At 38.0% G+C, this 23,889-nt stretch carries 24 protein-coding genes, 1 tRNA gene and 1 pseudogene; 11 read left to right on the top strand and 15 right to left on the bottom strand.

What is annotated here, in order from left to right:
* Positions 1-12: 12 nt before the first annotated feature.
* Positions 13-2,607, bottom strand: a complete 2,595-nt coding sequence (locus F0161_RS04050) for a YfhO family protein (protein ID WP_150203791.1) — start codon at positions 2,605-2,607, stop codon at positions 13-15.
* A 157-nt stretch (positions 2,608-2,764) separates the two neighbouring features.
* Positions 2,765-3,559, bottom strand: a complete 795-nt coding sequence (gene recX / locus F0161_RS04045; RefSeq protein WP_150203790.1) for a recombination regulator RecX — start codon at positions 3,557-3,559, stop codon at positions 2,765-2,767.
* A 108-nt stretch (positions 3,560-3,667) separates the two neighbouring features.
* On the opposite strand from recX, the gene F0161_RS04040 reads away from it, so the two are divergent.
* Together F0161_RS04040 and F0161_RS04035 are read left to right on the top strand one after the other, a co-directional pair.
* Positions 3,668-3,874 carry a DUF1659 domain-containing protein gene (locus F0161_RS04040; RefSeq protein ID WP_150203789.1) on the top strand — a complete coding sequence of 69 codons (207 nt, stop codon included), beginning with the start codon at positions 3,668-3,670 and terminating at the stop codon, positions 3,872-3,874.
* 34 nt (positions 3,875-3,908) lie between these two features.
* Entirely contained in the window at positions 3,909-4,145 is a 237-nt protein-coding gene (locus F0161_RS04035; RefSeq protein ID WP_137601923.1) for a DUF2922 domain-containing protein, read from the top strand.
* Positions 4,146-4,162: 17 nt separating this feature from the next.
* On the opposite strand, the gene F0161_RS04030 is transcribed toward F0161_RS04035, so the two are convergent.
* Positions 4,163-5,056, bottom strand: a complete 894-nt coding sequence (locus F0161_RS04030; protein WP_150203788.1) for a YihY/virulence factor BrkB family protein — start codon at positions 5,054-5,056, stop codon at positions 4,163-4,165.
* Positions 5,057-5,178: 122 nt separating this feature from the next.
* Positions 5,179-5,472: an SGNH/GDSL hydrolase family protein gene (locus F0161_RS04025; RefSeq protein WP_225423207.1), complete on the bottom strand. Its 294-nt coding sequence runs from the start codon at positions 5,470-5,472 to the stop codon at positions 5,179-5,181.
* 146 nt (positions 5,473-5,618) lie between these two features.
* On the opposite strand from F0161_RS04025, the gene F0161_RS04020 reads away from it, so the two are divergent.
* Together F0161_RS04020 and F0161_RS04015 are read left to right on the top strand one after the other, a co-directional pair.
* Entirely contained in the window at positions 5,619-5,906 is a 288-nt protein-coding gene (locus tag F0161_RS04020; protein WP_003688751.1) for a transposase, read from the top strand.
* A gap of 23 nt (positions 5,907-5,929) precedes the next feature.
* Positions 5,930-6,808 (top strand): IS3 family transposase, encoded by an 879-nt coding sequence (locus tag F0161_RS04015; protein ID WP_105310504.1) that lies wholly within the window; start codon positions 5,930-5,932, stop codon positions 6,806-6,808.
* Positions 6,809-6,839: 31 nt separating this feature from the next.
* Here the strand turns inward: F0161_RS04015 and F0161_RS04010 are convergent, their stop codons facing one another.
* The 4 genes from F0161_RS04010 to F0161_RS03995 form a co-directional block, all read right to left on the bottom strand.
* A complete protein-coding gene (locus tag F0161_RS04010; RefSeq protein ID WP_150203787.1) occupies positions 6,840-8,288 on the bottom strand; it encodes an acyltransferase family protein in 1,449 nt (482 codons plus the stop codon).
* Entirely contained in the window at positions 8,278-8,670 is a 393-nt protein-coding gene (locus tag F0161_RS04005; protein ID WP_150203786.1) for an MORN repeat-containing protein, read from the bottom strand. Before F0161_RS04005 ends, F0161_RS04010 begins: the two co-directional genes overlap by 11 nt.
* A 196-nt stretch (positions 8,671-8,866) precedes the next feature.
* Positions 8,867-9,649, bottom strand: a complete 783-nt coding sequence (map, locus tag F0161_RS04000; RefSeq protein ID WP_150203785.1) for a type I methionyl aminopeptidase — start codon at positions 9,647-9,649, stop codon at positions 8,867-8,869.
* 55 nt (positions 9,650-9,704) lie between these two features.
* Positions 9,705-11,231 (bottom strand): hypothetical protein, encoded by a 1,527-nt coding sequence (locus F0161_RS03995; RefSeq protein ID WP_150203784.1) that lies wholly within the window; start codon positions 11,229-11,231, stop codon positions 9,705-9,707.
* A gap of 162 nt (positions 11,232-11,393) precedes the next feature.
* On the opposite strand from F0161_RS03995, the gene F0161_RS03990 reads away from it, so the two are divergent.
* A complete protein-coding gene (locus F0161_RS03990; protein WP_137601917.1) occupies positions 11,394-11,843 on the top strand; it encodes a flavodoxin in 450 nt (149 codons plus the stop codon).
* Positions 11,844-11,855: 12 nt separating this feature from the next.
* Entirely contained in the window at positions 11,856-12,263 is a 408-nt protein-coding gene (locus tag F0161_RS03985) for a GtrA family protein (RefSeq protein ID WP_137601916.1), read from the top strand.
* A gap of 46 nt (positions 12,264-12,309) precedes the next feature.
* On the opposite strand, the gene F0161_RS03980 is transcribed toward F0161_RS03985, so the two are convergent.
* The 3 genes from F0161_RS03980 to wecB all read right to left on the bottom strand — a co-directional run bounded on the left by F0161_RS03980 (position 12,310) and on the right by wecB (position 14,119).
* Entirely contained in the window at positions 12,310-12,714 is a 405-nt protein-coding gene (locus F0161_RS03980; protein ID WP_150203783.1) for a type II toxin-antitoxin system PemK/MazF family toxin, read from the bottom strand.
* Positions 12,677-12,952: a hypothetical protein gene (locus F0161_RS03975; protein WP_137601914.1), complete on the bottom strand. Its 276-nt coding sequence runs from the start codon at positions 12,950-12,952 to the stop codon at positions 12,677-12,679. Before F0161_RS03975 ends, F0161_RS03980 begins: the two co-directional genes overlap by 38 nt.
* Positions 12,953-13,024: 72 nt before the next feature.
* The gene (wecB, locus tag F0161_RS03970; RefSeq protein ID WP_150204627.1) at positions 13,025-14,119 is read right to left on the bottom strand and encodes a non-hydrolyzing UDP-N-acetylglucosamine 2-epimerase; all 1,095 of its coding nucleotides are present in this window, start codon (positions 14,117-14,119) and stop codon (positions 13,025-13,027) included.
* Positions 14,120-14,246: 127 nt separating this feature from the next.
* Between wecB and F0161_RS03965 the strand changes: the two are divergent.
* From F0161_RS03965 to F0161_RS03950, 4 genes and pseudogenes are all read left to right on the top strand, one after another.
* Positions 14,247-15,482: pseudogene (locus F0161_RS03965) on the top strand (aminopeptidase).
* A 210-nt stretch (positions 15,483-15,692) separates the two neighbouring features.
* On the top strand, positions 15,693-17,357 hold the full coding sequence (gene ade, locus F0161_RS03960; protein WP_150203782.1) for an adenine deaminase: 1,665 nt from the start codon (positions 15,693-15,695) through the stop codon (positions 17,355-17,357).
* Between the two features lie 496 nt (positions 17,358-17,853).
* Positions 17,854-19,239 (top strand): group II intron reverse transcriptase/maturase, encoded by a 1,386-nt coding sequence (gene ltrA, locus F0161_RS03955; protein WP_150204609.1) that lies wholly within the window; start codon positions 17,854-17,856, stop codon positions 19,237-19,239.
* Positions 19,240-19,556: 317 nt separating this feature from the next.
* A complete protein-coding gene (locus F0161_RS03950) occupies positions 19,557-19,901 on the top strand; it encodes a ribonuclease G (RefSeq protein ID WP_150203781.1) in 345 nt (114 codons plus the stop codon).
* A 289-nt stretch (positions 19,902-20,190) separates the two neighbouring features.
* On the opposite strand, the gene F0161_RS11690 is transcribed toward F0161_RS03950, so the two are convergent.
* The 4 genes from F0161_RS11690 to F0161_RS03935 all read right to left on the bottom strand — a co-directional run bounded on the left by F0161_RS11690 (position 20,191) and on the right by F0161_RS03935 (position 23,236).
* Positions 20,191-20,319 carry a hypothetical protein gene (locus tag F0161_RS11690; protein WP_263862642.1) on the bottom strand — a complete coding sequence of 43 codons (129 nt, stop codon included), beginning with the start codon at positions 20,317-20,319 and terminating at the stop codon, positions 20,191-20,193.
* Positions 20,320-20,725: 406 nt separating this feature from the next.
* Positions 20,726-20,798, bottom strand: a tRNA-Arg gene (locus F0161_RS03945).
* 96 nt (positions 20,799-20,894) lie between these two features.
* Complete coding sequence (locus F0161_RS03940; protein ID WP_150203780.1) at positions 20,895-22,223, bottom strand: DEAD/DEAH box helicase; 1,329 nt, start codon at positions 22,221-22,223, stop codon at positions 20,895-20,897.
* 11 nt (positions 22,224-22,234) lie between these two features.
* Positions 22,235-23,236: a Gfo/Idh/MocA family protein gene (locus F0161_RS03935; RefSeq protein WP_150203779.1), complete on the bottom strand. Its 1,002-nt coding sequence runs from the start codon at positions 23,234-23,236 to the stop codon at positions 22,235-22,237.
* Positions 23,237-23,400: 164 nt separating this feature from the next.
* Here F0161_RS03935 and F0161_RS03930 point away from each other — a divergent pair, with 164 nt between their 5' ends.
* On the top strand, positions 23,401-23,766 hold the full coding sequence (locus tag F0161_RS03930; protein WP_150203778.1) for a DUF4828 domain-containing protein: 366 nt from the start codon (positions 23,401-23,403) through the stop codon (positions 23,764-23,766).
* Positions 23,767-23,889: the final 123 nt, after the last annotated feature.

Raw genomic sequence — 23,889 nt, 5'->3', positions numbered from 1 at the left:
AATTTAATACAATCATTTTAGTTTATTTTTTTGATATTTTTTTACGACAAAGTATAGTATCAGTGACAAAGTTCCACATAACGATAATATTAGTCCTACAAAAAATCCCGACACAGAATACCTCAATTTAATTTCATGCGAACCCGATTTTACTTTCATCATCACTAATCCACCTGCTCCTCGTACAATTCCAACCCGATGGTCATCTTCGTAAGCTTTCCATCCAGTATCAAAAGGAACTGAAATCATAACGTTATTGGTCTTATATTTAGAAGTAGTTTTAAAACTAATTTTATTACCCTCATAATTAATATTCTTTATATCCTTTGAAACCATCTGTTTCCTTATTCTACTAAATAACTTTTCATTTTCTACTGATACATAAGGATTACTCAACATTTTGTTGTCAGATTTAATCTTAATTTTTAAATTTGTACCTTTCTTGAAGTTGCCAAGGGAAACTATCCCGTTCTCACCTTCATCAACAAACGATTTAGCTATAAACCTATTATTACAATAAATATAAAATGGACTTGCTTCCTTTGATTGCTTGACTGGAACATAAATATAAACAATACCATCTTTACGTGTAACTACATTAAATTGATTATCAACATTGGGTTCTTTGTCAACTTTTTGCTTTTGATACATATTTTGATTAGTGAAAGTTGAAATATTTTTCCAAATCTTATTCTGATTGGTGAAAGGATTATCAGTTGTGTCATATTTTAAAGATTTTAAAGTTGCTGCATTTCTTGTTGTATTGAAAACAAGAGGATATGCCAGTTTGTCCTTTGCAATTGTAAACTCACCTAATTCAGTAACATGTTTTGCAAAATTAGTAGCAGTATTTCCAAAGTTATCACCATACATAAACTTGTTAACACGTTTTATTGAGTCATAAAAAGTTTTAGACTTGTTGCTAATTGTGTACTTTATTCCAAAAAGTCGATCCATAGCAAGTGTTGATCCACCATTGTAATTAGCCCACCTATGCCACTCATGCTTTTGGTAATATCCAAAAAATGACATAAAATCCGTTAAGCTATTTTTTTGCTGAGAAACGTAATTAGAAACACCTTTGTAGTTGAACAACATTGGGTCATTTTCATTAATCTGAAAATTGTTTCCAATTCTAAAGATTTCATCGTCACTACTATTAATTTTTTTTATAACATTGTTGGTACTTGTGAAGTATTTTGAAAATTGAGAAACACTGGAGCTATTTGTAACCTGAAGTTTTACGATTTTGTTTTCAACAAAAAATAAACTACCTAAAGAAATTATAAGTAGCCAAATTATTGCCGACTTTTTAAATTGCAATACCTCAATGCAAACAATTATTCCTACAACACAAATAAGTATAAAAAATAAATATTCCACTGACAACTGTGTTTTAAATTTAGCTATTAAACCAATAATTAGTATCAATATTCCAGTAATAACTACAGAACTTTGTTTAATTACTGGACTTTTTTCAACATTCTTATTAAAAGCGATGAATCCCATTACACAAATTGTAAAAACAATTACAAAGCTTTCCCTTTGCGCATAACCATTTGGCCAAGCAAATGCGTGCCAAGTCAAATATAATATGTCTATTTTAGTAGATAAGAACAGCAGTATTATTAATATAAAAGCCATAATCCTATCAATGAATTTTTGTTCAAAAAAGAATAAAATAAAATAGAAAAGAACTACTATACCGGCAAAGACTAAGGGTACATTACCCCCAAGATCACCTCTGAGCAACTGACGTGTGAGTGATGTAAATCCATAAACCGATTGAAAATTAAATGAAGTATTCTTTGAAACTCCTGTAGTCGATAGAAAACTTGGAATTAATACAATTGCCGAAATTAAAACACTAAATATATTTGCCAAAATAAATTGAATTAACTTTTGTACATTAACCTTAACCAAATCTTTTGAAACTAAACTTCTAACCAATAAAAAAATAAATATTAGGCAACAATAAAGTCCTACGATATATCCTAAATAGTAATTTGTGAATATTGTAAGCGTTAAAGTTAAGACATACAATCCGATTTTATTTTTATATAAAATTTTATCGATTCCAATCATTATTAATGGCAACATGATTATCGCATCAAGCCACATTACGCACTCTTTATACACAAATGTGTAATTCATCAGTGCAAAGGCAGATGAGAATATTAACTTAGATAACTCCGAAAGCTTTCCATCTAACAGTTTATTAATAAAAGTAGAATTGGAAAAAAATACGTAAGTTGTTAGCCCAATAAGTGAAATTTTTAAAGTTGTCAGAATAGTGAAAAATAATGGTAATTGTTGAACTGAAAAAAATATAATCAGATAGTTTAATGGATTCAACAAATAATAAGTAAAAACTCCAAAAAAACTCCCGCCAAGTGTCAAGGACGAAGAATACATAAAATTCATCGGGTGAAATATATTTTGCTTAAAATATGCAAATAAAGCTACATATTGATTATTCATATCGCCAATTATTAACGAATTGTCCCCAAAAGGAACCACATTATTTGACATTAGTATTGCAAGAATAAATATGAAAGGTATTCCAAAAGACGATATTAAAAAAATTTTACTATGAATCCTTTTCATGTTACACGCTCCATTTATTTTGTGCAATTTACATTACAATGCTTAGCTCAAATACTATAAAAGCACTAAGTTTGAGTGCATACTAATCGTTTTACGTATATTATGTGGACTAGTGAATTTTACAATTACCCCATTCAATTTCAAGTTCCAGATTATGTTAATTCTTTTCATCCAGCCACCTATTCACATCGTCCATCTGATATCCCTTACCAAATAAACTTTGTTTGGTTTTCATGATTCGAGTTCGATCATCATATTTACGATTTCGCTGCCAAATTTTTTCAGCCTGAACTGTTAAATTATACCATTCATCTTCAGCGTCTGTCTCGAGAACAAGGTCATTTAAAACTTGATTAATTAAATCTGTACTAAAGCCTTTTGTCATTAAAGCGACTCTAATTTTTTGCATGCGCATTTTTTCAGGTACACGATGATAATGTTTGGCTGCTTTTTCAGCCGCTTTTGATGCATTTTCAAGCATTGTATTATTATCGAACTCAGCTAGGGCATTTTCAATCAAATTATCGTCAATTTTTTTGGCTTTCAGTTTTTGTCGAATGACCGTGGGACCTTTATCTGAAGTAATAGCCATTGTTCTCACAAAACTTTCTGCATAGTTTTGATCACTAATCAGATTTTGTTCATGTAACCTAGCCATCACTTGAGCCATTGTTTGTTCGTCGATCTCTAATGATTTAAGTTTGTCGACAACCTCACTTTCTGCCCGTAATTGATGAGAGATATAGTCCAGTGCCTTTGAATAAGCTTTCGCCACACTATCTGACTTAGTAATGTCTGCTTGGAGCTGTTTATCAACTTCCATCCCCTTGGCCAATCTAAAATTGATCAGCACACTTTCACTTACTCCAAATTCAAATTGCCCGTCAAGATAGATGTTATAACGACCGGCGTGCTTTTTTTGAGCTTCAATCATCGTAATCTTTTTAACCAAATTTACATTCCCCTCATTTTTTAGTTTACATTCCAAATTTCATTTCTTAATTATGTATGTAAGCAGCGGCCGCCACTTACCAAATAAAAATATTAAGGAGCTACAAATATGAATCGTACATTTAAAACTGCAAAAGTTCAATTACTCATGGTCGGTGAAGGCCACGATACTGGTATCAACCGTTCATTCAGTCACGTTGACGAAAATGCAACTGATGATCAAATTCAAAAGCTTGGTGCATTACTTGAAACTATTACTAGTGACAAGTTTGAAAATGCCACTGTTACTTCATCATACCGCGTCGATAAGAAATAATTCAATTTCACAAACAGAAAGGAAGTCGTTATAAATGAAATCATTAAATCTTGCATTCAAAGGTAGTCTTGGAAAGAACCACAGTTTGAAATTAGCCTACGCTAACGATGGTTTAGATTCAGCTACCATCAAGTCAGCAATGGATCAATTCGCTGAAATGAAAATGTTCACGTCTGAAGGCGAAAATATTTACGCCACACCAGTTTCAGCTAAGTACGTTGAAACAATTACCACACCAGTTTTCACCGCTGAAAAAGTCTCAGCTGAATAATTACGAAAAGGTCTCGCCTAGCGCGAGGCCTTTTTTTCTTTCCTTCTTTTCCAAAATTGCTTTTTTTCGTGAATCTCACCTTGCCGCAAACTTTGCAGTGTTGCATTAATTACAGCACCAATCATCATCACCATCCCCGACATATCCAACCAAATCATGAAGACCACAAAGGCCCCCATCGTCTTATATGTGGCGACAGCTTGACTAAAGACCACCGTGTACAATGAGAACACTTGTGACAGCAGCATCCATAACATAGTCGTAATCAACGCACCCCAAAATACATAACGGTACATCACCTTAGCATTGGGGACGAAGTAATATAGTAAGCTCAACGCGATAAACACGCCGAAGAATGACACCGGCCATCGCAGTTGGCTAACGGTATCAATCACGCTAGTTTGAATATGAAAAGTGGTTCTAAACCGAACCAGCAACAACTCGCCAACCCCATAGAATAAGATTACAGCTCCCATGATGACAATAACCAATACCATCCATACGAAAGATAGTACTCGATTAGTGATTGGATCTTGATCTTTCGCGACCCCGTAAGCTTGATTCACACCACGCTGAAAAGCAGCTACCGCTTGACTGGTTGACCACAGAGTAATCAATGCACCAGCCGTTAATAAGCCGCCACTACCATTTGATAAGGAATCTTGAACAATTGGTTTAATAAAGGCAAAGATTGATTTAGGAATAATCGTTTCAAGGTAATTCAATAACGTTGTGGCTTGCACACCCAAGATTGGTAACAAGTTCCCCACCACAATCAGGGCTGGAAAAATTGACAATAACGAATAGTACGCTAAAACATTGGCCGATGATGAAACCTGTGCCATAAAAAAATGTTTAATAAATTCTGATATTGTAATTTTTACTCGTTGGAAAAAAGTTGGCTTAATCATCCGCCTTTCCTCCCTTTCCGTTTTGTTTACCTTTTGAAATTATACACGAAGTAGCAAAAAATGAAAGATTAGAAGTGCTGATTTGTACCGAAAGTGGCCACAATTGTGTCCTAAATCAGTCATTATTTCACCGGAGTTTCTTGGGCGTCTTTCAACCCTTGATTAATCACTCTAGCATACAAAATATCTCCACTGGGACGTCCACCAAAATGCACGCCATCCGTGCCATCAAAAACATCCGGGTGTTGTGGCGCAATTCTCCCCCAATCCGCAATCGTAATAAATTTATACTTGGCTGGCAACTTACGCTCCAAGTTACCCAGTTTGGTCGAGTTATAAGTGTTGTCTGCATTCGCATTATATGGTGTCATAAAAATTAGTTTGTACCCTTTGTCCAAATCATGAACGATTTTCATTGTTTGTTCCGAATAATCATCCAGCGCATTAGTCCCAACACAAACCACGACGTATTCACGTAAAGTGGGCCTAGAATAAAAAGTGTACAAGTTAAATAGAGACTCTGATTTAGTATAATTAAGGAAGTAAATTGGAGGATCAAATAATGACGAAGCACAGTTATGACAAGGAATTTAAGGAACAGGCCGTTCAGTATTACTTAGATAACAAGGATCACATGACCATGAATGAAATAAGTAAGAATCTAGGTATTGGGGCTAGTACATTACATAAATGGATTAAGCTGTTTACTGAGACTGGGGAGTTTGGCCGTGGCTCTGGTAATTTTGCCAGCGATAAGGACAAGGAGATTGCACGACTAAAGCGTCAACTTCGTGACGCTGAAGGAGCGATTGAAGTGTTAAAAAAATCAATCGGGATTCTGAGCAAGTAACTACCGAAAAGGTATACCAAGAAATGGACGTTCAGCACGCTTTGGAATCCCACCCTTCCATCAATGGTATGTGTGATTATGTTGGAATCTCAAGAAGTGGTTACTATCAACGAGAAAAGCGTCATAATCACCAATCACCGCGAAAGCTTCGGAAGAAGTTTATTCAAGGTGAAATTAAAGCAATTTGGCTCAAAAGCCTTTGTATTTACGGTGCCGGCAAAATCACCCAAGAACTTCGCTCAAAAGGATATAAGATCGTTGAACGAACTGTTGGTAAGTATATGCGTGAACTTGGCATTCACGCCGTTTACCTAACCCCTTGGACGACTACCACTCGCAATTCTAAGTTTGATAAACAGCTAATAAATATTTTAGACGAGCAGTTCAATCCATTGCGACCAAACGCCGTTTGGTGCATTGACACCACTTATATTCCAGTTCATGACGGATTCGTTTATTTAACCAGTATTATGGACTTGTACTCCAGACGGATCATTGGTTGGGACTTATCTGAAACCTTGGAGGTATCGAATGTCATCCCACTTATTGAAAAGACTAAGCACAGTCGCCATATTAGCAAGCCATTAATCATGCACAGTGATCGTGGTAGTCAGTTTACGTCTGAAGCTTACAATCAAGTTACAGCTAACATGACATTAAGCTATTCAAAGAAAGCTTATCCTTGGGATAATGCCTGCATTGAGTCGTTTCATGCCTTGATTAAGCGTGAATGGATAAATCGGTTTAAAATCCATTCATACTCCGAAGCTAAACGACTAGTTTTTCAGTACATTGAAACGTTTTACAACACAGTTAGAATTCACAGTCACTGTGGATTCAAATCACCAAAGCAACTTGAAGATGAGTATCAAACTCAAATTCAAAATTTAGTCGTGGCATAGGACAAAAAAGTCTCTATTTAAATTGTCTATTTTATTGACAGGGGACCAAAGTATGATTATATTGTTGATCAATCATCACTTGGTAAGCCAAATTCATCGTTCGATTACCTTCAGCATCAATAGTACTGTCAGCCACGTGATCACCTAAATAAGCACGCGTCCCTAAAGTAACACTGTCACCAATAATGGAAACACCTTGCGGAATTGTGGTGGTATCACCGGCGTTAGTGTCGGCTAAAACCGTCTCATGGATGCCATTAATTTTATCAGCATCTTGATGAACGCCAATCAACCACAAATTACGTTCTAGCGTCGACATGTTGGGCGCACTTTTAACAACATAGCCCGTGACGCCGATTTGTTTCCAAGCGATTTGCTTATGCCCAATCACTGCTTCTTTACCGGCGATAATTGGTTCTAAAACATAGTAAGACAAGGCAGACAAAATAATTGAAACAACGGTCGTCAAGATGGCCGCCAGCCAGTTATGCATCAGGTGGGCAAACACCACATATAGTGGCCAATGAAACAAGTAGACGCTATAACTGACATCTGCTAAAAATGTAATAATTTTCGGTTCATTGGTATTCGGTGTTTTATCATGCAAAATTCGAGCACTGACAATCATGATGACTGCTAAAAAAGTCGCCAATAATAATACACCATGGTAGGTAAATAGTTGATTAAATTTTAGAAAATATCCTAATCCAATTAACGCCAGACATGCACAACTTGCAACCCCAATAATCACGTACTTATTAGTAATATCAATCAGCTTTTTAAACGCTGGAAGGATGGATTTAATTCCGGTAATTGCCCCAAATGCACTTTCCACGAAGAATGGAAAACTATGGGTGACACTTGAAAAATAAATCCGTGAAAAGTCGACTAATCCATTAGTACCTAAATACATAGCCGTCGCACTACCAATCACCATGACTGTCGACAAGCTAAATAACAACCACCGAAAGACTTGAGTAGCTTTCTCTGATTTGCCAATTGAAGCTTTCACCATTTTAGCAAGCATAAATGCCACTAAGCCCCACAAGAGATAAAAGTGCATTTCAACCGCCAGTGACCAAGTGTGCACAAATAAATGCGGAATAAATTTAGTTTCGTAGCTCACACCGGTCGCAATCTCAAAGTAATTGGTGGTAAATCCCAAGGCCGCGGCAATTTGTTGCCCAATATTTGTAATGAAGTCTTTGCCAATCAAAAATGTAAATGGAACGACCAATAATACCGACAGAAACAACGTTGGCACAATTCTATAAAAACGACGGCGATAAAAAGCCATTAATTTAAAGCCATTAGAACGACTAAATTCATCCACCATCAAAGCCGTAATCAGGAATCCAGAAAAAGTGAAAAAGATATCTACACCAATGAAGCCGCCAGTGTACTCTGTTTGAAAAAAGTGATAAGACAATACCGTTACCAACCCGGTAATTCGGACCAGGCTAAACCATTTAATTCGCATGATTTACCTCCCCGTTTTTAAAATCACCTTGAAAAATTATTTGATTTTGTTGTTTAATTTGACCCTTCCCATTTGGCACCCCATGTCTGAACTTTCCTTGGAACTCCCAACCATCATGTGAGACAAATTTACCCTGGTTGGCGAACCGGCCATCTTTGAAGTCGCCAACATAGTAATCAGCATTTTGAAAAGTTAATTTACCTTTCCCATCGTACTTATGATTCTTAATTTGTCCGTGATAGGTCAAATCACCATCATTAATTTTGGGCGTGCCAAATAAGCTAGCTGTCGGCAAAAGGCTAACCATAGCAAAAATAACTATGACAGTCACTGTCACAATTTCCCCAATCAGCCGTGCATGAATTTTTAATTTATCCCCCATAATGATAGCGCTCCCAATCCCGTATTAAACCGATTTACACACTATACTTAATATTATTAACTACCCTATAACCAGTGTCAACCGCAAACCAGGTTTTGCTTTTTTAATAATTTGAAAAATGAAATACATCATCAAACGTTTAATTGAGTGCACAAAAAAAGTAATTTATGCGAAATTGCACAAATTACTCAAATTTTTATAGATATTTAGCATCAAATTCTGGATCTTGGGAAGTTAAAATCTTAGGTCCGTCCTTGGTGATTGCTAAAGTATGTTCGTACTGACAACTCCAGCCACCATCTTCCGTGACGGCTAACCAACCACTAGGATCACTAACGTCTGCTTTCCAAGTACCGGTGTTAATCATTGGTTCGATGGTAATAGTCATTCCTTCACGCAGACGAGGTCCACGGTTTGCTTCACCATAGGCTGGCACTGAAGGATCTTCATGCATTGTAGGTCCAATGCCATGTCCAACAAACTCACGAACATCCCCGTAGCCATTTTCATCTTCAGTGTAATGTTGAATAACGGCCCCGATATCACCAATGCGGTTACCAATCACTGCTTGATCAATACCCATATATAGTGACTTCTTTGTGACGTCCATCAATTTTTGAATTTCGTCGCTGACTTCACCAACGGCATAGCTCCAGCAAGAATCACTGAAGGCACCATCTAATTCAACAACAGTATCGACTTTAACTAAGTCGCCGTTTTTTAACATAACGTGCTTGCGGGGGAAACCATGACAAATTTCATCATTGATGCTGACACAAGTGGCGTATTCATAGCCTTCAAAACCGATTTGAGCGGCAACCGCACCGTGGTTTTCAATATAATCACGACAAAAGTCTTCAATGACCCAGCTGGAAATCCCGGGTTTAATAATATCGCGTAATCCAATATGCATGCCGGCAATCACAGCGCCGGATTTTCTCATTGCTTCAATTTCACGTGGTGATTTTATACTAATCATTTAACATTTTCTCCTTTTTGTTAGTTGTCAAATTAATTGTAGTCCTTTATTTGTCTCAATTTGGGTTAAGTTTGAATAATAGCATTTCACCATGAATACTCTTTACTTTTGTGTATTTTTTTTGAATAACATCGTAAATATAATTATTCATCATAAAATCATTCTCATGATCTTGAGTATACAGAACTTTTGTCACTACAATAAATTTTGGATAACTGTGCTCAAAGCTGTTTTCAAAATCTGTTTTTAATTTTGAGGTTTTATCATAATCAATTGCAGGCAAAACAAAATATTTTGAATTGGCAAATCGACCACTTTGTAAATATATATTTGCATCTATATTGTGAACATATATTTTTTGGTTCTTAGTGGTGTGATTATCAATATATGAAATTATTTGGTGTGAATTTGAAATTTTTCTTCCTGTGTAATTTGGAAAAATAGTTGTATTAATATATACTAAATTACTTATCATATATTTTGCAGAAAATACGATTGGTATTGCCGCAATTATTGTTATCAAGCAATATTTGTGTATTTTTTTAAACTTAATATTGGTTATCGTTACTAATGAGAAACAAATCATGATAAAGAAATACGGTAATTGTGTAACTCCGTAATGCCAATAATTTCGACCAGACATTATGATTGTTAAAAAATTTACTACAAACCCAATCAACAGTGTTATGTGCATAAATTTGTATTTCAAATTATAATTTTTCCAGTTAAGCAATACAATCAGCGCATATCCAAATACGGACCATAGGATTCCATTTTGCCAAAATAGTTTTAAGAAAAATTTTCCACTATTAATTTTTTCCACTGTTGATGAAGTTGAATACATCATATTAATTATTATGGAATCATTCCACATTTTTGAGAAAGAATTGGTTAAAATTCCATACAAAGAAATTAGACAGACTACACTGGTTCCGCCAATAAAAATCCATAATGCCTGTTTTCTCAACACAAAATATTTTTTAGTGAAAATTCCAAAGAATAAAAACATTAAACAGAATACTACCCAAACTGAAATCATATTTGGTCGTAAGAAAAAGGTAGCAGCACCTAATGAACCAATTATAAACAAACTCAGCTTAGTGTTTTCTTCTGTGACAAAATTTCTAATTAATAAATATAATGCCCATAATATAAAAGTAAATGCATACTCTTCTGTATAATTTCCATTGTTGAATAGCAACATTATCACAGGTGTAATGAACAAAATTGTCAATAAATATACCAAGCTAGTGCTTTTTAAAAGTTTACTGATTTTCAACATTGAATAATAAGCAGCACCAATAAAAATTAATTCAACAATAAATAATCCCCAACCTGAAGCAACTTTGTCTATTAAGTCTGCAACAAAATTAATGAACCACAACATTGGTCCTTTATGGTCAAGCATATCTATGTATGGAATTAACCCATTACTCATCCCACGACCAAAATATATAAACATCGAAGAATCATGTTGGGGATCCATTACAGAAAATGGATTTGATTGAAGTGAGAGAAGTACACATCCAACCATAATTATCGTACTAATGATTATCAAAGTATTAAGAACCTTTTTTTTCATAAACAAACTCCATATTTTACTTGGCGTTAATTATTTCAGTCTGAAATAATCACAAATAAAATAATAACACAATTAACACACAATTAATCAATTAACGCTGTAACATCTTTTCATTTTTCTGCTATACTACTTAGGATAACTACTCGAAAGAAGGAAACAATTATGGCAAGTGCATTAGTCGTTTTTGCAACAATAACTGGAAATAATGAAGATGTCGCTGATATCGTGACCGAAGCGTTGGAAGAACTAAACGTTGAAGTTGAAGAAACAGAAATTACTCAAGCCGACGCGGAAGATTTTGAAGACGTTGATATCTGTGTGGTTTGTCCCTATACCTATGATGAAGGTGCGCTTCCCGAAGAAGGATTGGACTTCTATGAAGACCTTCAAGAACTTGATTTGTCAGGTAAGATTTTTGGAGTGGCCGGTTCAGGCGATACCTTCTACCTAGACGATTTCAACGTTTCGGTCGACAAATTTGCGGCCGCATTTGAAAAAGCCGGTGCTAAGAGTGGTGCTGAAAAAGTTAAGATTGACCTTGATCCTGACTCAGATGATATTAAAACTTTAAACGCATTCGCAGCTGACTTAGTCAAAGCTGCGACCAAGTAAAACGAGGTAATTATTTTGTTCGCACTCTTTAAAAAATACCAATCTCTAATTGCCTACGCATTCTTTGGCGGCGTGACGACCCTGGTTAATATCGGTGTCTTTGCTGGTTTAGATTGGCTTGGCTGGAATTATCAAGTTGCCAACGTCATTGCTTGGTTCCTGTCCGTATTAGTCGCTTACCTAACCAACAAGGTTTGGGTCTTTTCATCCCATTACACAACCGTGAAAGCATTTATTATTGAGATTTCTCAGTTCTTCTTTTTCCGTGTCTTGACCTTGGTCATTGATGTGGTGATTATGTACGTCGGAATTTCTTTGTTAGATGCCAATTCAATTTTAGTCAAAATCATTGATAATGTGATTGTCATCATCGTCAATTATGTCTTTTCCAAATGGTACATCTTTAAGAAAACTAACTAATATAGTAAAAGCAGTGAATTCAGACGAATTCACTGCTTTTTAATTTCTACAATTCAAAGATTTCCGGGATCACTTCAAGTACCTCTCGCAAAATATTAGATCTCACACTTCCAATGATTTCACCGTGTCTACTGACGTAGTCATAGCCATGTAGTTGATACATAATAATCATCCCATCAATCCCTAACCCCGGATCAACAATATGAATTTTCATAGAATCATTGTCATGTTTACTGTGAGTAATTGGCATAACTTGGACAGATTGTGTTGTGACATTATAATCGTAACCACTAACAACTATACACGGCCTCCGTATATTACCATTTTTAGGATTATGACCACCAATTTCTCTTCCGGCATGTGGCTCAAAGTCTAACCAAATTATATCTCCTTGCTTAGGAAAATCCATTGTATTAATCCAACCTTTCTCGTCCAACTGGAATAATATCATCAGGATTATAATTGAGCTCTTTTATGTCTTGTTCAAAATCATACCTTGATCTATCAAAATTTTTAAATCGGTTCTTTTTCAATCTTGGTTTGACTACTTTGTATGTCACACTAGATTCATTAAAACCAGAGGCGGTTACTTCAACTCCAGCTGGAATTCCTGAATTTTTTGGAAGTGTTACGGTAACAGAATTACCTTGTTTACGAGTTTTAAAAGTACCATAGTCTTGTTCTTCCATGATTTTCCTCCACATAGCCATATTTACACATTCAAGTATAACATGTATTTACTGTATTTACTATTAGAAGGGTTAGTCCAAATATTCATCCAGCACTTTCAAAATTCGTTCTGTGGCATGCCCATCCCCAAATGGATTTTTAGCATGCGCCATTTTGCGGTATTCTTTTTTATCATGCAGCATCTGAAAGATGCCCTGTTGAATGCCTTCAATCGTGGTGCCGACAATTTTGACGGTGCCAGCTGCAATTCCTTCTGGTCGTTCAGTCTCGTCGCGTAATAATAAGACGGGTACATTCATCGAGGGTGCTTCTTCTTGAATCCCACCAGAGTCAGTTACAATTAAAAAACTGCGTGCAGAAAAATTATGAAAGTCGTAGACATCCATTGGTTCAACTAAGTGAATCCGATCACGCCCACCCAAAATGGATTCAGCTAGGTTCTCTACTTCCGGATTGGGATGAACCGGATAAACCAACTCCACATCGGGATTAGTTTCGACAACATCCCGCAAGGCGTGCAAAACGCGACGAATCGGTTCACCCATATTTTCGCGGCGTTGAACAGTTACCAAAATGACCCGATGGTTATCGGGAATCAGTCGTAACACCGGATGCTGATAATCATCAGTAATCGTATAATTTAACGCATCGACGGAAGTATTACCGGTAACAAAAATACTATCTGTGCTTTTATTTTCCATCAACAGGTTTTGCTTACTTTGTTCGGTGGGGGCAAAGTACAAATCGCTCAACACATCGGCCAATTGTCGGTGCATTTCTTCTGGGAACGGCGCGTACTTATCATGGGTTCGTAACCCCGCTTCCACGTGGCCAATCGGAATTTGGTGGTAAAAGGCACACAAACTTGCCACCAAAGTCGTCGTCGAATCTCCAATCGTGAGAATCATCTCTGGCTGGGCGGCATTCACGATATTTTCCAAGTGGTGCAGCATCTTACTCGTGCGTTCAGCTTGGCTTTCGTGCGGTACCATTAAATTTAAATCGAAGTCAGGATGGATATCAAAAATCGATAACACTTGATCCAGTAATTTGCGATGCTGTGCAGTCACCACCACAATCGGCTCGAACCGGTCTGGCTGTGCTTGCATGGCTTTAACAACTGGTGCCATTTTAATTGCCCCTGGTCGGGTCCCAAAAATTAACATCACTTTGTGTACACTCGTCAACTGAATCCCCCCTTTTTAATACTATCTTACTCTTATTCAGCAAGGGTTGCACTCACTAACTTTTCCGCCAATATGTTACGATATCAGCAACGAAGGAGTGAATTTTATGACTGTTAAAAACTTTGAAGATAAAATAAATAAATATGCGGATTTAATTACGCAAGTTGGCGTCAACGTGCAACCTGGTCAAACCATAATTTTAACCATCGGTGTCGACCAACAACCCCTTGCCCACGCCATCACCCAAGCAGCTTACGACCTTGGCGCAGATGAAGTTGTCGTCGAATGGACCGATGATTTTCTTTCACGCGAATTCTTAGCCCACACTAGTCAAGAACGTTTAACAACAATGCCAGACTATATCAAGGGTAAGGCTGATGAATTAATGGCTAAACATGCGAGTCGGATTACGGTCCTTTCCGATGATCCAGATGCGTTAGCGGGACTGGATAGCAAACGACTCAGTGCCTATCAAAAGGCTCTCAGTGTTGCGCGACGGTCAATTCGGAAAGCTACAATGAATAACGACGTGTCATGGCTCGTGGTTGGAGCAGCGGGACAGGCTTGGGCAGAAAAAGTCTTTCCAGATGACGCACCAATCGTTGCCCTCGATAAATTATGGGATGCGATTTTCTTTACCGCCAGAATTGATACTCCCAATCCAATTGCAGCCTGACGAGATCATATTCGTGAACTTAGTCAAAAGGCCGACTGGTTAAATAGCTTTAATTTTAAAGCGTTAAAATATAGTGCACCGACCGCTGACATTACGATTGGCTTAGCTGACCAACATGTTTGGGAAGCTGCTGGGAGCACGGACCTAGCCGGTAACTTTTTCGTACCAAACATCCCGACTGAAGAAGTCTTTACCGCCCCTGATAATCGTCAGATTGATGGCTGGATTAAATCTACCAAACCACTCAGCTATAATGGCCACTTAATTGAGGGCATTGAATTAACGTTTGCTCACGGCAAAATTACTAACGGTCATGCCGCCACTAATGATGCAATCTTTCAAGAACTCTTAAAAATTGATGATGGTACTCACAGTTTAGGTGAAGTTTCATTAGTTCCTGATCCATCACCCATTTCCCAATCCGGCATTATCTTTTTGAATACTCTGTTTGATGAAAATGCAGCCAATCATATTGCGATTGGTGCTGCCTATCCATTTAATATTAAAAATGGCACTAACATGACTGTTTTAGAACAAACGACCCACGGCTTAAACCAAAGTGTTGCCCACGTTGATTTTATGGTTGGTTCCGCAGCCATGGATGTTGATGGCATTCAATTTGATGGCACTGTGGTACCTATTTTCCGCCATGGTGATTGGGCATAATAAATTAATTTGTATATAGAAATTGTGTTTGTGCTAGTTTACTTGTATATAACAAAATGTTGATATCGTCTAGAATTCATTTGGACGATATCTTTTTTAATCTAATTTTGATTATGATTGACATTTGATACAAAAAGTCTTTAAATATAACGTTAAATAATCAAAATGAAAGTTTTCTTATTTCAAATTTAACTGGAGGACTTTTAACTCATGAATCAAGTGGAAACAAGTATTCAAAATGGACAAGTATTAAACGTCTTTACCCGTCAATTCGAACCCACAACTCTGTGGATTGACCACGGCCAAATCGTCGCAGTTGGTAAGCAAACTGACTACACAGCAAACGCCATTATTGATGCCACCGATAAATACATCGTTCCTGGATTTATTGACGCGCACATGCATATTGAAAGTTCAATGGTCAGTCCAAGTGAATTAGGGAAAGTGTTACTTCAACATGGCGTGACTGGGATTGTGGCAGATCCGCATGAATTGGCCAATATTGAAGGTGTGCAAGGCATTGAATATATGATTAACGATTCTCGTCAAACACCATTAGATGTATACTACATGTTGCCGTCATCAGTACCTTGTACGCCATTTGATCATTCTGGTGCAGTGTTAACTGCTAAAGATTTAAGGCCACTCTATCAATACCCTGAAGTTCATGGTTTAGCTGAAGTAATGGATTATCCAGCGGTGGCTGCCGGAGATCCAGACACAATTGCTAAAATTAATGATTCCATTACCGCGGGATTTCATGCAGATGGCCATGGTGCGGGTTTAAACGTTGAACAACTAGATGTTTTTCGCCGTGCACATATCCATACTGATCACGAAGCAACTAGTGTCACTGAAGTGAATGAACGGCTCGCCACGGGCTTTTCTGTTTTTTTGCGAGAAGGCACTGTGGAACGTGATTTAGCCAATACAATAAACGCGGTTACCCCAGAAAACGCCCATAATTTTTCATTTTGTACGGACGACAAAATCGTCGATGATTTATTAGACGAAGGCTCAATCGACTATTCAATTAAGCTAGCGATTAGCTTGGGGTTACCCCCTGAATTAGCGTATACGATGGCTAGTTACAACGCGGCCATTGCCCATGACTTATCTAACGTCGGTGCTCTCACTGCTGGTTACCACGCTGATTTGGTGATTCTAAATGGGTTAAATACCGTTAATATTGATGCTGTCTTTAAGAACGGTACGATGATAACCGAGGATGATACTACTCCGTTGCCACCTGGTGCTTCCACGGTTCATCATCATTTATCTTTAAATGACCTACAATTACCAATGACTTCAGAACATGCACACGTGATTGGAATTCAACCAAACCACATTGTCACGGATCATCTAAAGTTAGAGGTTCCAGTTCATAATGGCGTTTTCCAACCAGATTTGGACCGTGATTTAATTAAAATTGCGGTCATCGAACGCCATCATGATCTAGGTACTGTTGGCGTAGGAATTGTAAAAGGCTTTGAACTACACGAAGGAGCGATTGCGACAACTGTCGCCCACGACTCGCATAACCTGGTGGTCGCTGGTACCAATGACCAAGCCATTATTCAGGCCGTACAAGAAGTAACTCGCGTTGGTGGTGGCATTGCAGTAACTGATGACCATAATATCTTAGCTACGATGCCATTATCAATTGGCGGTGTCATGTCTGCCAAAACTTATCAAGATGCCCTAGTTGATCTCAAATCAATAACAGATGCATACTACAAGATCAGTTCAAACCGGGATTTTAATCCATTTTTGACTTTGTCATTTTTAACTTTACCAGTGATTCCTTCCATCAAGATTACTGATCAAGGATTGTACGACTTTGACCAACAAAAATTTATCAATGTTAGTCTTTAATTTAAAACTTGAATAATATTCAGATGCAACACATCGATTCTTAATCGATGTGTTTTTTTGAGTGCGCCCGGCATGGGCGCCAACTAGGTGGTGAAAGTCCACTGTGGGCCGTAGTAGTCGGAACCACTAGCCAAGGACAAGGGTGTCCACTGTGAAGTGGAATCTGAAGGAAGTCTGAGGAGCAAAATACCGCACCAATGAACAAGAAGTAGCTATAAGGCCAGAACTGATTGGATAAGATTGCTCAACAAATCGAAGTCCGATACTACTCAAAATCACGATGGTAAAGCTAATGGTGACATGGTATGAAAGTTGACGTTCTTACCCGGGGAGGCCTGATAGACAAGTCCCGACAAGAAGAGCAATCAAGTTCTACAGGACAACTGTTTCAGTGATGGAATACTGAGTTTATCAGGAGTCAGCCGAGGCCATAGTAGTGACTTCGTCACGAAGGGCTGAACAGTAATAACTCACATTGATTATGGAGGTGGAATTTATGCGACGATCGCAGAAAACAGAAAACAAAGCTGACCACCAGTGGATGGTAGGTCTGGAAGACCAAGAACAAACTGGGGCGCGTAGGATGAATTCTAATAAAACAACGATGATGAGTGGCATTAAGTTTGAACAACGCGTGTTGGATCGAGATAACTTGAATCTGGCCTATCAACGGGTTGTGCGTAATAAAGGTGTCGCAGGCATCGACGGAATGACCATCGATGATCTGTTAGGTTATTTGAGAGTTCATAAAACTGAACTTATTCATCAGTTGAATGATGGGACGTACCGGCCGAAGGCGGTTAAACGAGTAGAAATACCCAAACCAAATGGTGGCGTGCGAAAATTAGGCGTGCCAACGGTAATTGACCGAATGATACAACAAGCAATCGCACAAGTGATGTCTCCGATTTTTGAACAAGTTTTCTCAAATAATAGTTTTGGTTTTCGACCTAATCGAAGTGCGCAAGATGCAATTAAACGAGTGGTATCGCTGTATAACGAGGGTTACCACGTCGTGGTTGATCTTGATTTAAAGGCATACTTCGATACAGTCAATCATGATTTACTGATCAAGTATATCGAACAATATATTGATGATCCTTGGTTGATTAAGCTAATTCGAAAGTTTTTGACTAGTGGTGTTATGACTGGTTCAACCTTCGAAGCGAGTGTCGTGGGAACCCCGCAAGGCGGACCACTGTCACCACTATTGGCGAATATCTATCTCAATGAGCTGGATAAAGTATTAACGGAACGAGGTCTCCACTTTGTCCGATATGCGGATGACTGCAATATTTACGTTAAGAGTAAACGAGCAGGTCACCGGGTACTTGAGAGTATTAGTAGATTTCTGGAAAAGGATCTTAAAGTAACCGTCAATCGTGACAAAAGTAAAGTCGGGTCACCATTGAGATTGAAATTTCTGGGATTCTCACTGGGAGTTGGTAGGGGTGGTGCTTTCTCAAGGCCGTCAAAACAATCCCAAATACGGGTCAAACAGGAACTCAAACGAATTACGAAACGCAATCGCGGAATTTCACTTGAACAAATGTTTATGGAAATCACACGAAAAATGCGCGGATGGATTCAATACTACTCATCTGGTAAGATGACAAACTTCTTGAAACGAATAGATCAGTGGCTACGGTCTAGAGTTCGACAATACATCTGGAAATCATGGAAGAAAATCAAAACGAAGATCACTAACCTGAAACGACTAGGTTTGAATCAGAATGATGCTCGGCTAGCTGCTTATACCCGCAAGGGTTACTGGCGCACAGCACATAGCAAAACACTACTTTATACGTTAACAAACGAAAAACTGGAACAACTTGGATTGATGAATCTCTCCAAGGTATTCCAGTCTATTCAAAATGCTTAAATTACTGAACCGCCGTATACGGAACCGTACGTACGGTGGTGTGAGAGGTCGGTAGCTGAACTAATCAACTGCCTCCTACTCGATTATTACCGATTCATGATATTAATCATAGTCCGCATTTATCTTTTAATTTTTGAGAGTTATCAGTTAAATTAATGTGAATTTAATGCTCTTTTGCTGACAACTTAGGAAAGTTAATCTTCATCGATTTAACGTGCTCAATTTTTTTATTGTCAGTCAATAAATACATGGGTATACTCACAGTTAAGGACGTCCAAAGCTGAACGGCGGTAAAAGCTGCTATGGAGGAGTATATTATGCAAGAAGATGGAAGTGTTGTGGCACCAAACGAGGTCAAAGGTTGGAACTGGGGTGCCTTCATGTTTAGTATTTATTGGGGCATAGGTAACAAAACATATCTACCTTTACTTTGTCTCATTCCACTGTTCAATCTCGTTTGGGTGTTTGTTGTTGGTTTCAAAGGCAACGAGTGGGCTTGGCAAAAAGGTAATTACAAGGACATTGCTACATTCAAAGCCGTTCAAGAAACTTGGAATCGTGCAGGGTTCGTATTCTTCATCCTTGCGATTATTTTCATTGTTCTTTATTTTGTATTCTTTGCTGCTATTTTCAGTGCAATATTTAGCACGTTTAGCTATTAATCTTCGCTCACTTAATTATGTATTGGAACAGATTGAAATAATAGGCATCATTGTTAATAACCTTGGTATTTTTCTAGTTAAGATAAAGCATATTAGACTTTTTATGCTTACTAAATTAAATAGTATCTTTTTTAACCAGTACGGCTAAATAACTATTTTTCATTAAACTAATTAAGTTGAGTTTTATTACCTTTCGCGGTATATTATCTATGTAAGGATAACGAAGAGGTGTTTCTCCGTTACCCCCTTGTCATATAGTATCATTTTGTTGTTAGCGTAATCCTTTGGATTACGCTTTTTTTGAATTCAACCATCCTGCAATTGCGAGTGCAATTTGCAGTTCATAGTACGCTGCTCGTAGGATGTTGAAAGACAAATCATTGTAATTCAACAAAATGATTCCTTTCTTAGTCTTCATGTTAGATTCCCTCCTTGTCATAATCTTTTTCGCAAGGGATCGTAATGATACTAAGCGACAAGAGATAGACTGCCAAAAAGTCACGACAACCCATCTATTAATTAAATACGTAAAAATATAATCAATTTATTTAAATTAATGAAATGAATCAATCTAAAGTCTTAATTTAGAATATTTTACAAAAAAATATCAATATATCTAAAATACAGATATTGATATCATTTTCTATTTTCTAAAATGCGCTCAATTAATCAATCCCGTCACCTAATTGTATTCACATAAAACGTGTTCATCAATTCAATCATTTCCGCCTAAATAAATATCAGCGTTATCCCAAAAACGGATAACGCTGATATCATTTTAGTGCTCGATGATTCCCAAATTGATTCACACTCTTCTTTTTGTATGTTCCCATCCGGAATCGAACCGGAATCATCCGCTTAGGAGGCGGGTGCACTATCCAGTTATGCTATGAGAACAAAATGTGCTCATCCCCAACCACCAGTTCAACTGATGGCTGATTAATCACACACAACAAGAATAATTTTCTCATTGTTACTAAGTTCTGTAAAGGTTTATTCGCCTTTTTTCTCGGCAGCTTGACGTTGTCGTTTCAAACGAATTCCCTTATCTTTTTTATTCTTATTTTTCTTGCGTCGCTTCGCCCGTGGTTGGCTGGCATGCTTAGGATCAAGTGTCTTATGAACGCGCTTAGTGACTTCAGAGTCATCATTATTTTGAGTTTCACGAATATACTCACTACTTTGTTCTGCCAAAGTAGCAGGCTTATGGGACACGGATTTAGGCCGTTCGTCGGTCAATTTACTCTTATCAAAATAGATAGGTTCTAATTGATACTCTTCGGCAATGAGCTTCTTAAAGTCACGTAAATCATGCTCATTGCCTAAATTAATCACAAGACCCGGTTCACCTTGGCGGCCAGTTCTACCAGATCGGTGAGTATACGTAATTGCGCTAGTCGGCAAATCAAAATTGATGACAGTTGGTAATTTGGCAATATCTAGGCCTCGCGCCACCACATCAGTCGTCAGCAATAATTTCAATTGACGTTTTCTAAACATCCGTAACGCTTTTTCACGGTCGGTTGCCCGTTGTTGACCACCAAGTACACCAACTTGCACATGTTCGTGTTTCAAACGCGAAGCCACGTAATTCATTGTTTTTAATTGGTTGAAGAAGACTAATGCCCGCATGTCTTTTACGCGACTCAAACGACGGAGCATTTCTACCCGCTTTTCGTTACCAACTTCGAGGCCGGCATGGCGCACAACCCCTTGTGTGTGATCTTCGTTGCGAACATCAAATTCGATGATGTCACGACCAAACATGATACTTAAATCGTCCAGTACTTTTGTCCGCGTGGCAGAGAAAAAGCCCAATTGCGAGGTCATTGGTGTTGTTCGTTCAATATCTTCGATTACTGCCAAAGTTTCATCTTGCAGCATATCGTCGGCTTCATCGATGATCATGGTTTCTAATTTACCAAGCTTTAACTTACCTTCATCGATTAAATGCAATACTCGTCCAGGCGTACCAACAACAATTTCTGGATGCTGTTTGAGCTTGTCTGTTTGCCGAGAAACGTTGGCACCCCCGGTCACGGCCAGCACCTTTAAATCTAAAATCTTGGCCCAGTCACGAATCACACTGGTGGTTTGCATGGCCAATTCTTGTGATGGTGACAGCACAAGCATTTGGACACCTTGCTTTGGCATCAATTTTGGTAGTACTGGCAAAGTAAAGGCGATTGTTTTCCCAGATCCGGTTGGTGCAATACCCAGCACTGAGGTATCTTCGCTGAGCGCATTAAAAACAGCCGTTTGAATGGCCGTTTGTTCGTTAAATCCTAATTGTTCAAAATGTTTCTTAAAAGCTTCAATCAAATTGGTTCCCCCTATTGGTCATCAGATGGAAAATCGAGTCCCGCTGATTCACGCAGTGTAAATAATAGTCCGTTAACGTGTTTGCTCATTAAGAACCATTTTTGATAATTTTTAACTTGAGTTTCATTAGTTGGATCTTGGAGAATTTCGGTAAATGTTTCTATTTCATATTTCATCGGATTAGCAGCGGTTTCGGTGGCTAATGGATGTTCGACTTGGTCATCATCAAAATATGAGGCGTTTGAAAAATCGGCCACGTTATCCAGGACAATCGTGTCTTTTAAGCCATAAATTTCAGATGGCATGTGGGAATTGGCAGTTTTACCAAAGTTAAGGGTAACTTCAAAGCTTTCATAACCCAATATGGCGACCCCTTTGCCATCAGCCCCGGTTTCAATCAAAGTTGGGAAGTACACGACGCTTTCAGGTTCACCGAATAAAGCCACGGCAGCATACACTGGATAAACACCCAAGTCGTATAAAGCCCCACCAGCAAAGTCTAATGTGAACACATTTGGCCTCTCACCTGCCAACACCTTATCGTAGCGTGATGAATATTTCATATAGGTCAACGTTGCCCCTTGGATGCGCGTCATTTCCGCCATTTTAGCTTGGACAGCTTTGAAGAGTGGCGTATGGACGTGACGAGCCGCTTCCAGCAGACGAACGCCCGGATGAGCTTGTAGTAAGCCCTCAATTTGAGCGAACTCGTCGATATTAGCGAAGGATGGTTTTTCCACAATCACATGTTTGTCATTTTCAATCGCCTGTCTGGCATATTGATAGTGCATTGAATTTGGCGAAGCAATATAAACGGTGTCAAAAGACCCTTCTTCAAAAAATTGGTCAATATCCGCAAATGCTTCCGCAAAGCCGTGTTTTTGTTGGTAGGCCGTGGCTTTTTCCATAGTTCTTGAATAGACCGATGCCAGTTCCCAGCGTCCGTCAGCTTTGATACCATCGATAAATTGATCAGTGATCCAATTGGTCCCGATAATTCCTAATTTAAGCATAATCTTGCTCCTTTGCTCTCAAACGATTGAATTGTTACATTCAGTTTACCAGATTTTTGAATATTTTACATATTTGTAACCAACTTTTATCGACGATTGTTGTATACTCACAGTATGATACAGTCGTTTTAATGGATTTACAGAAATGGGGGAGGACTTTGCAAATGAGGAAAAGAAGTCTGTTCTTGTTTGGTGCCAGCTTAATCGCCGGCCTTTCGAGCTTTTTGGGGAGATCATCGAAATCGCACAAGCAAAACCAGACCCTATTGCCATTGTTATACGCGGGTACTTGGCAATATAAAGACGAAAATCGCAACCGTATGCACTGTGTAGAAATTTCACAAGATTTAAAACTAACGATTGACCAACATCCAATCAATGCTCAAGTAGAAGTTGTCGATCAACACAATTTAATTTATATTGATAATTTTGGCTATCATATTACATTTACAGCCAGTGAAAGTCGCCCTATCCAAATGATGGATGAAGCTGACGATCAAGTTTACACAATTATTAATACAAAAAAATAACGATACCTATTTGAAATTCAAATTTGGTATCGTTTTTTTAATGTCTATTTACACTGACCGCTTCGTTCTCAACCCGAATAAACCGTCCAGCTAGGATATACTCGTCAAGTCCCGAGTTACTCC

This window comes from Paucilactobacillus nenjiangensis, from assembly GCF_008632615.1.
GTDB lineage: Bacteria > Bacillota > Bacilli > Lactobacillales > Lactobacillaceae > Paucilactobacillus > Paucilactobacillus nenjiangensis.
Note: the sequence above shows the minus strand (reverse complement) of the source record. Positions and strands in the feature narration are given on the sequence as shown.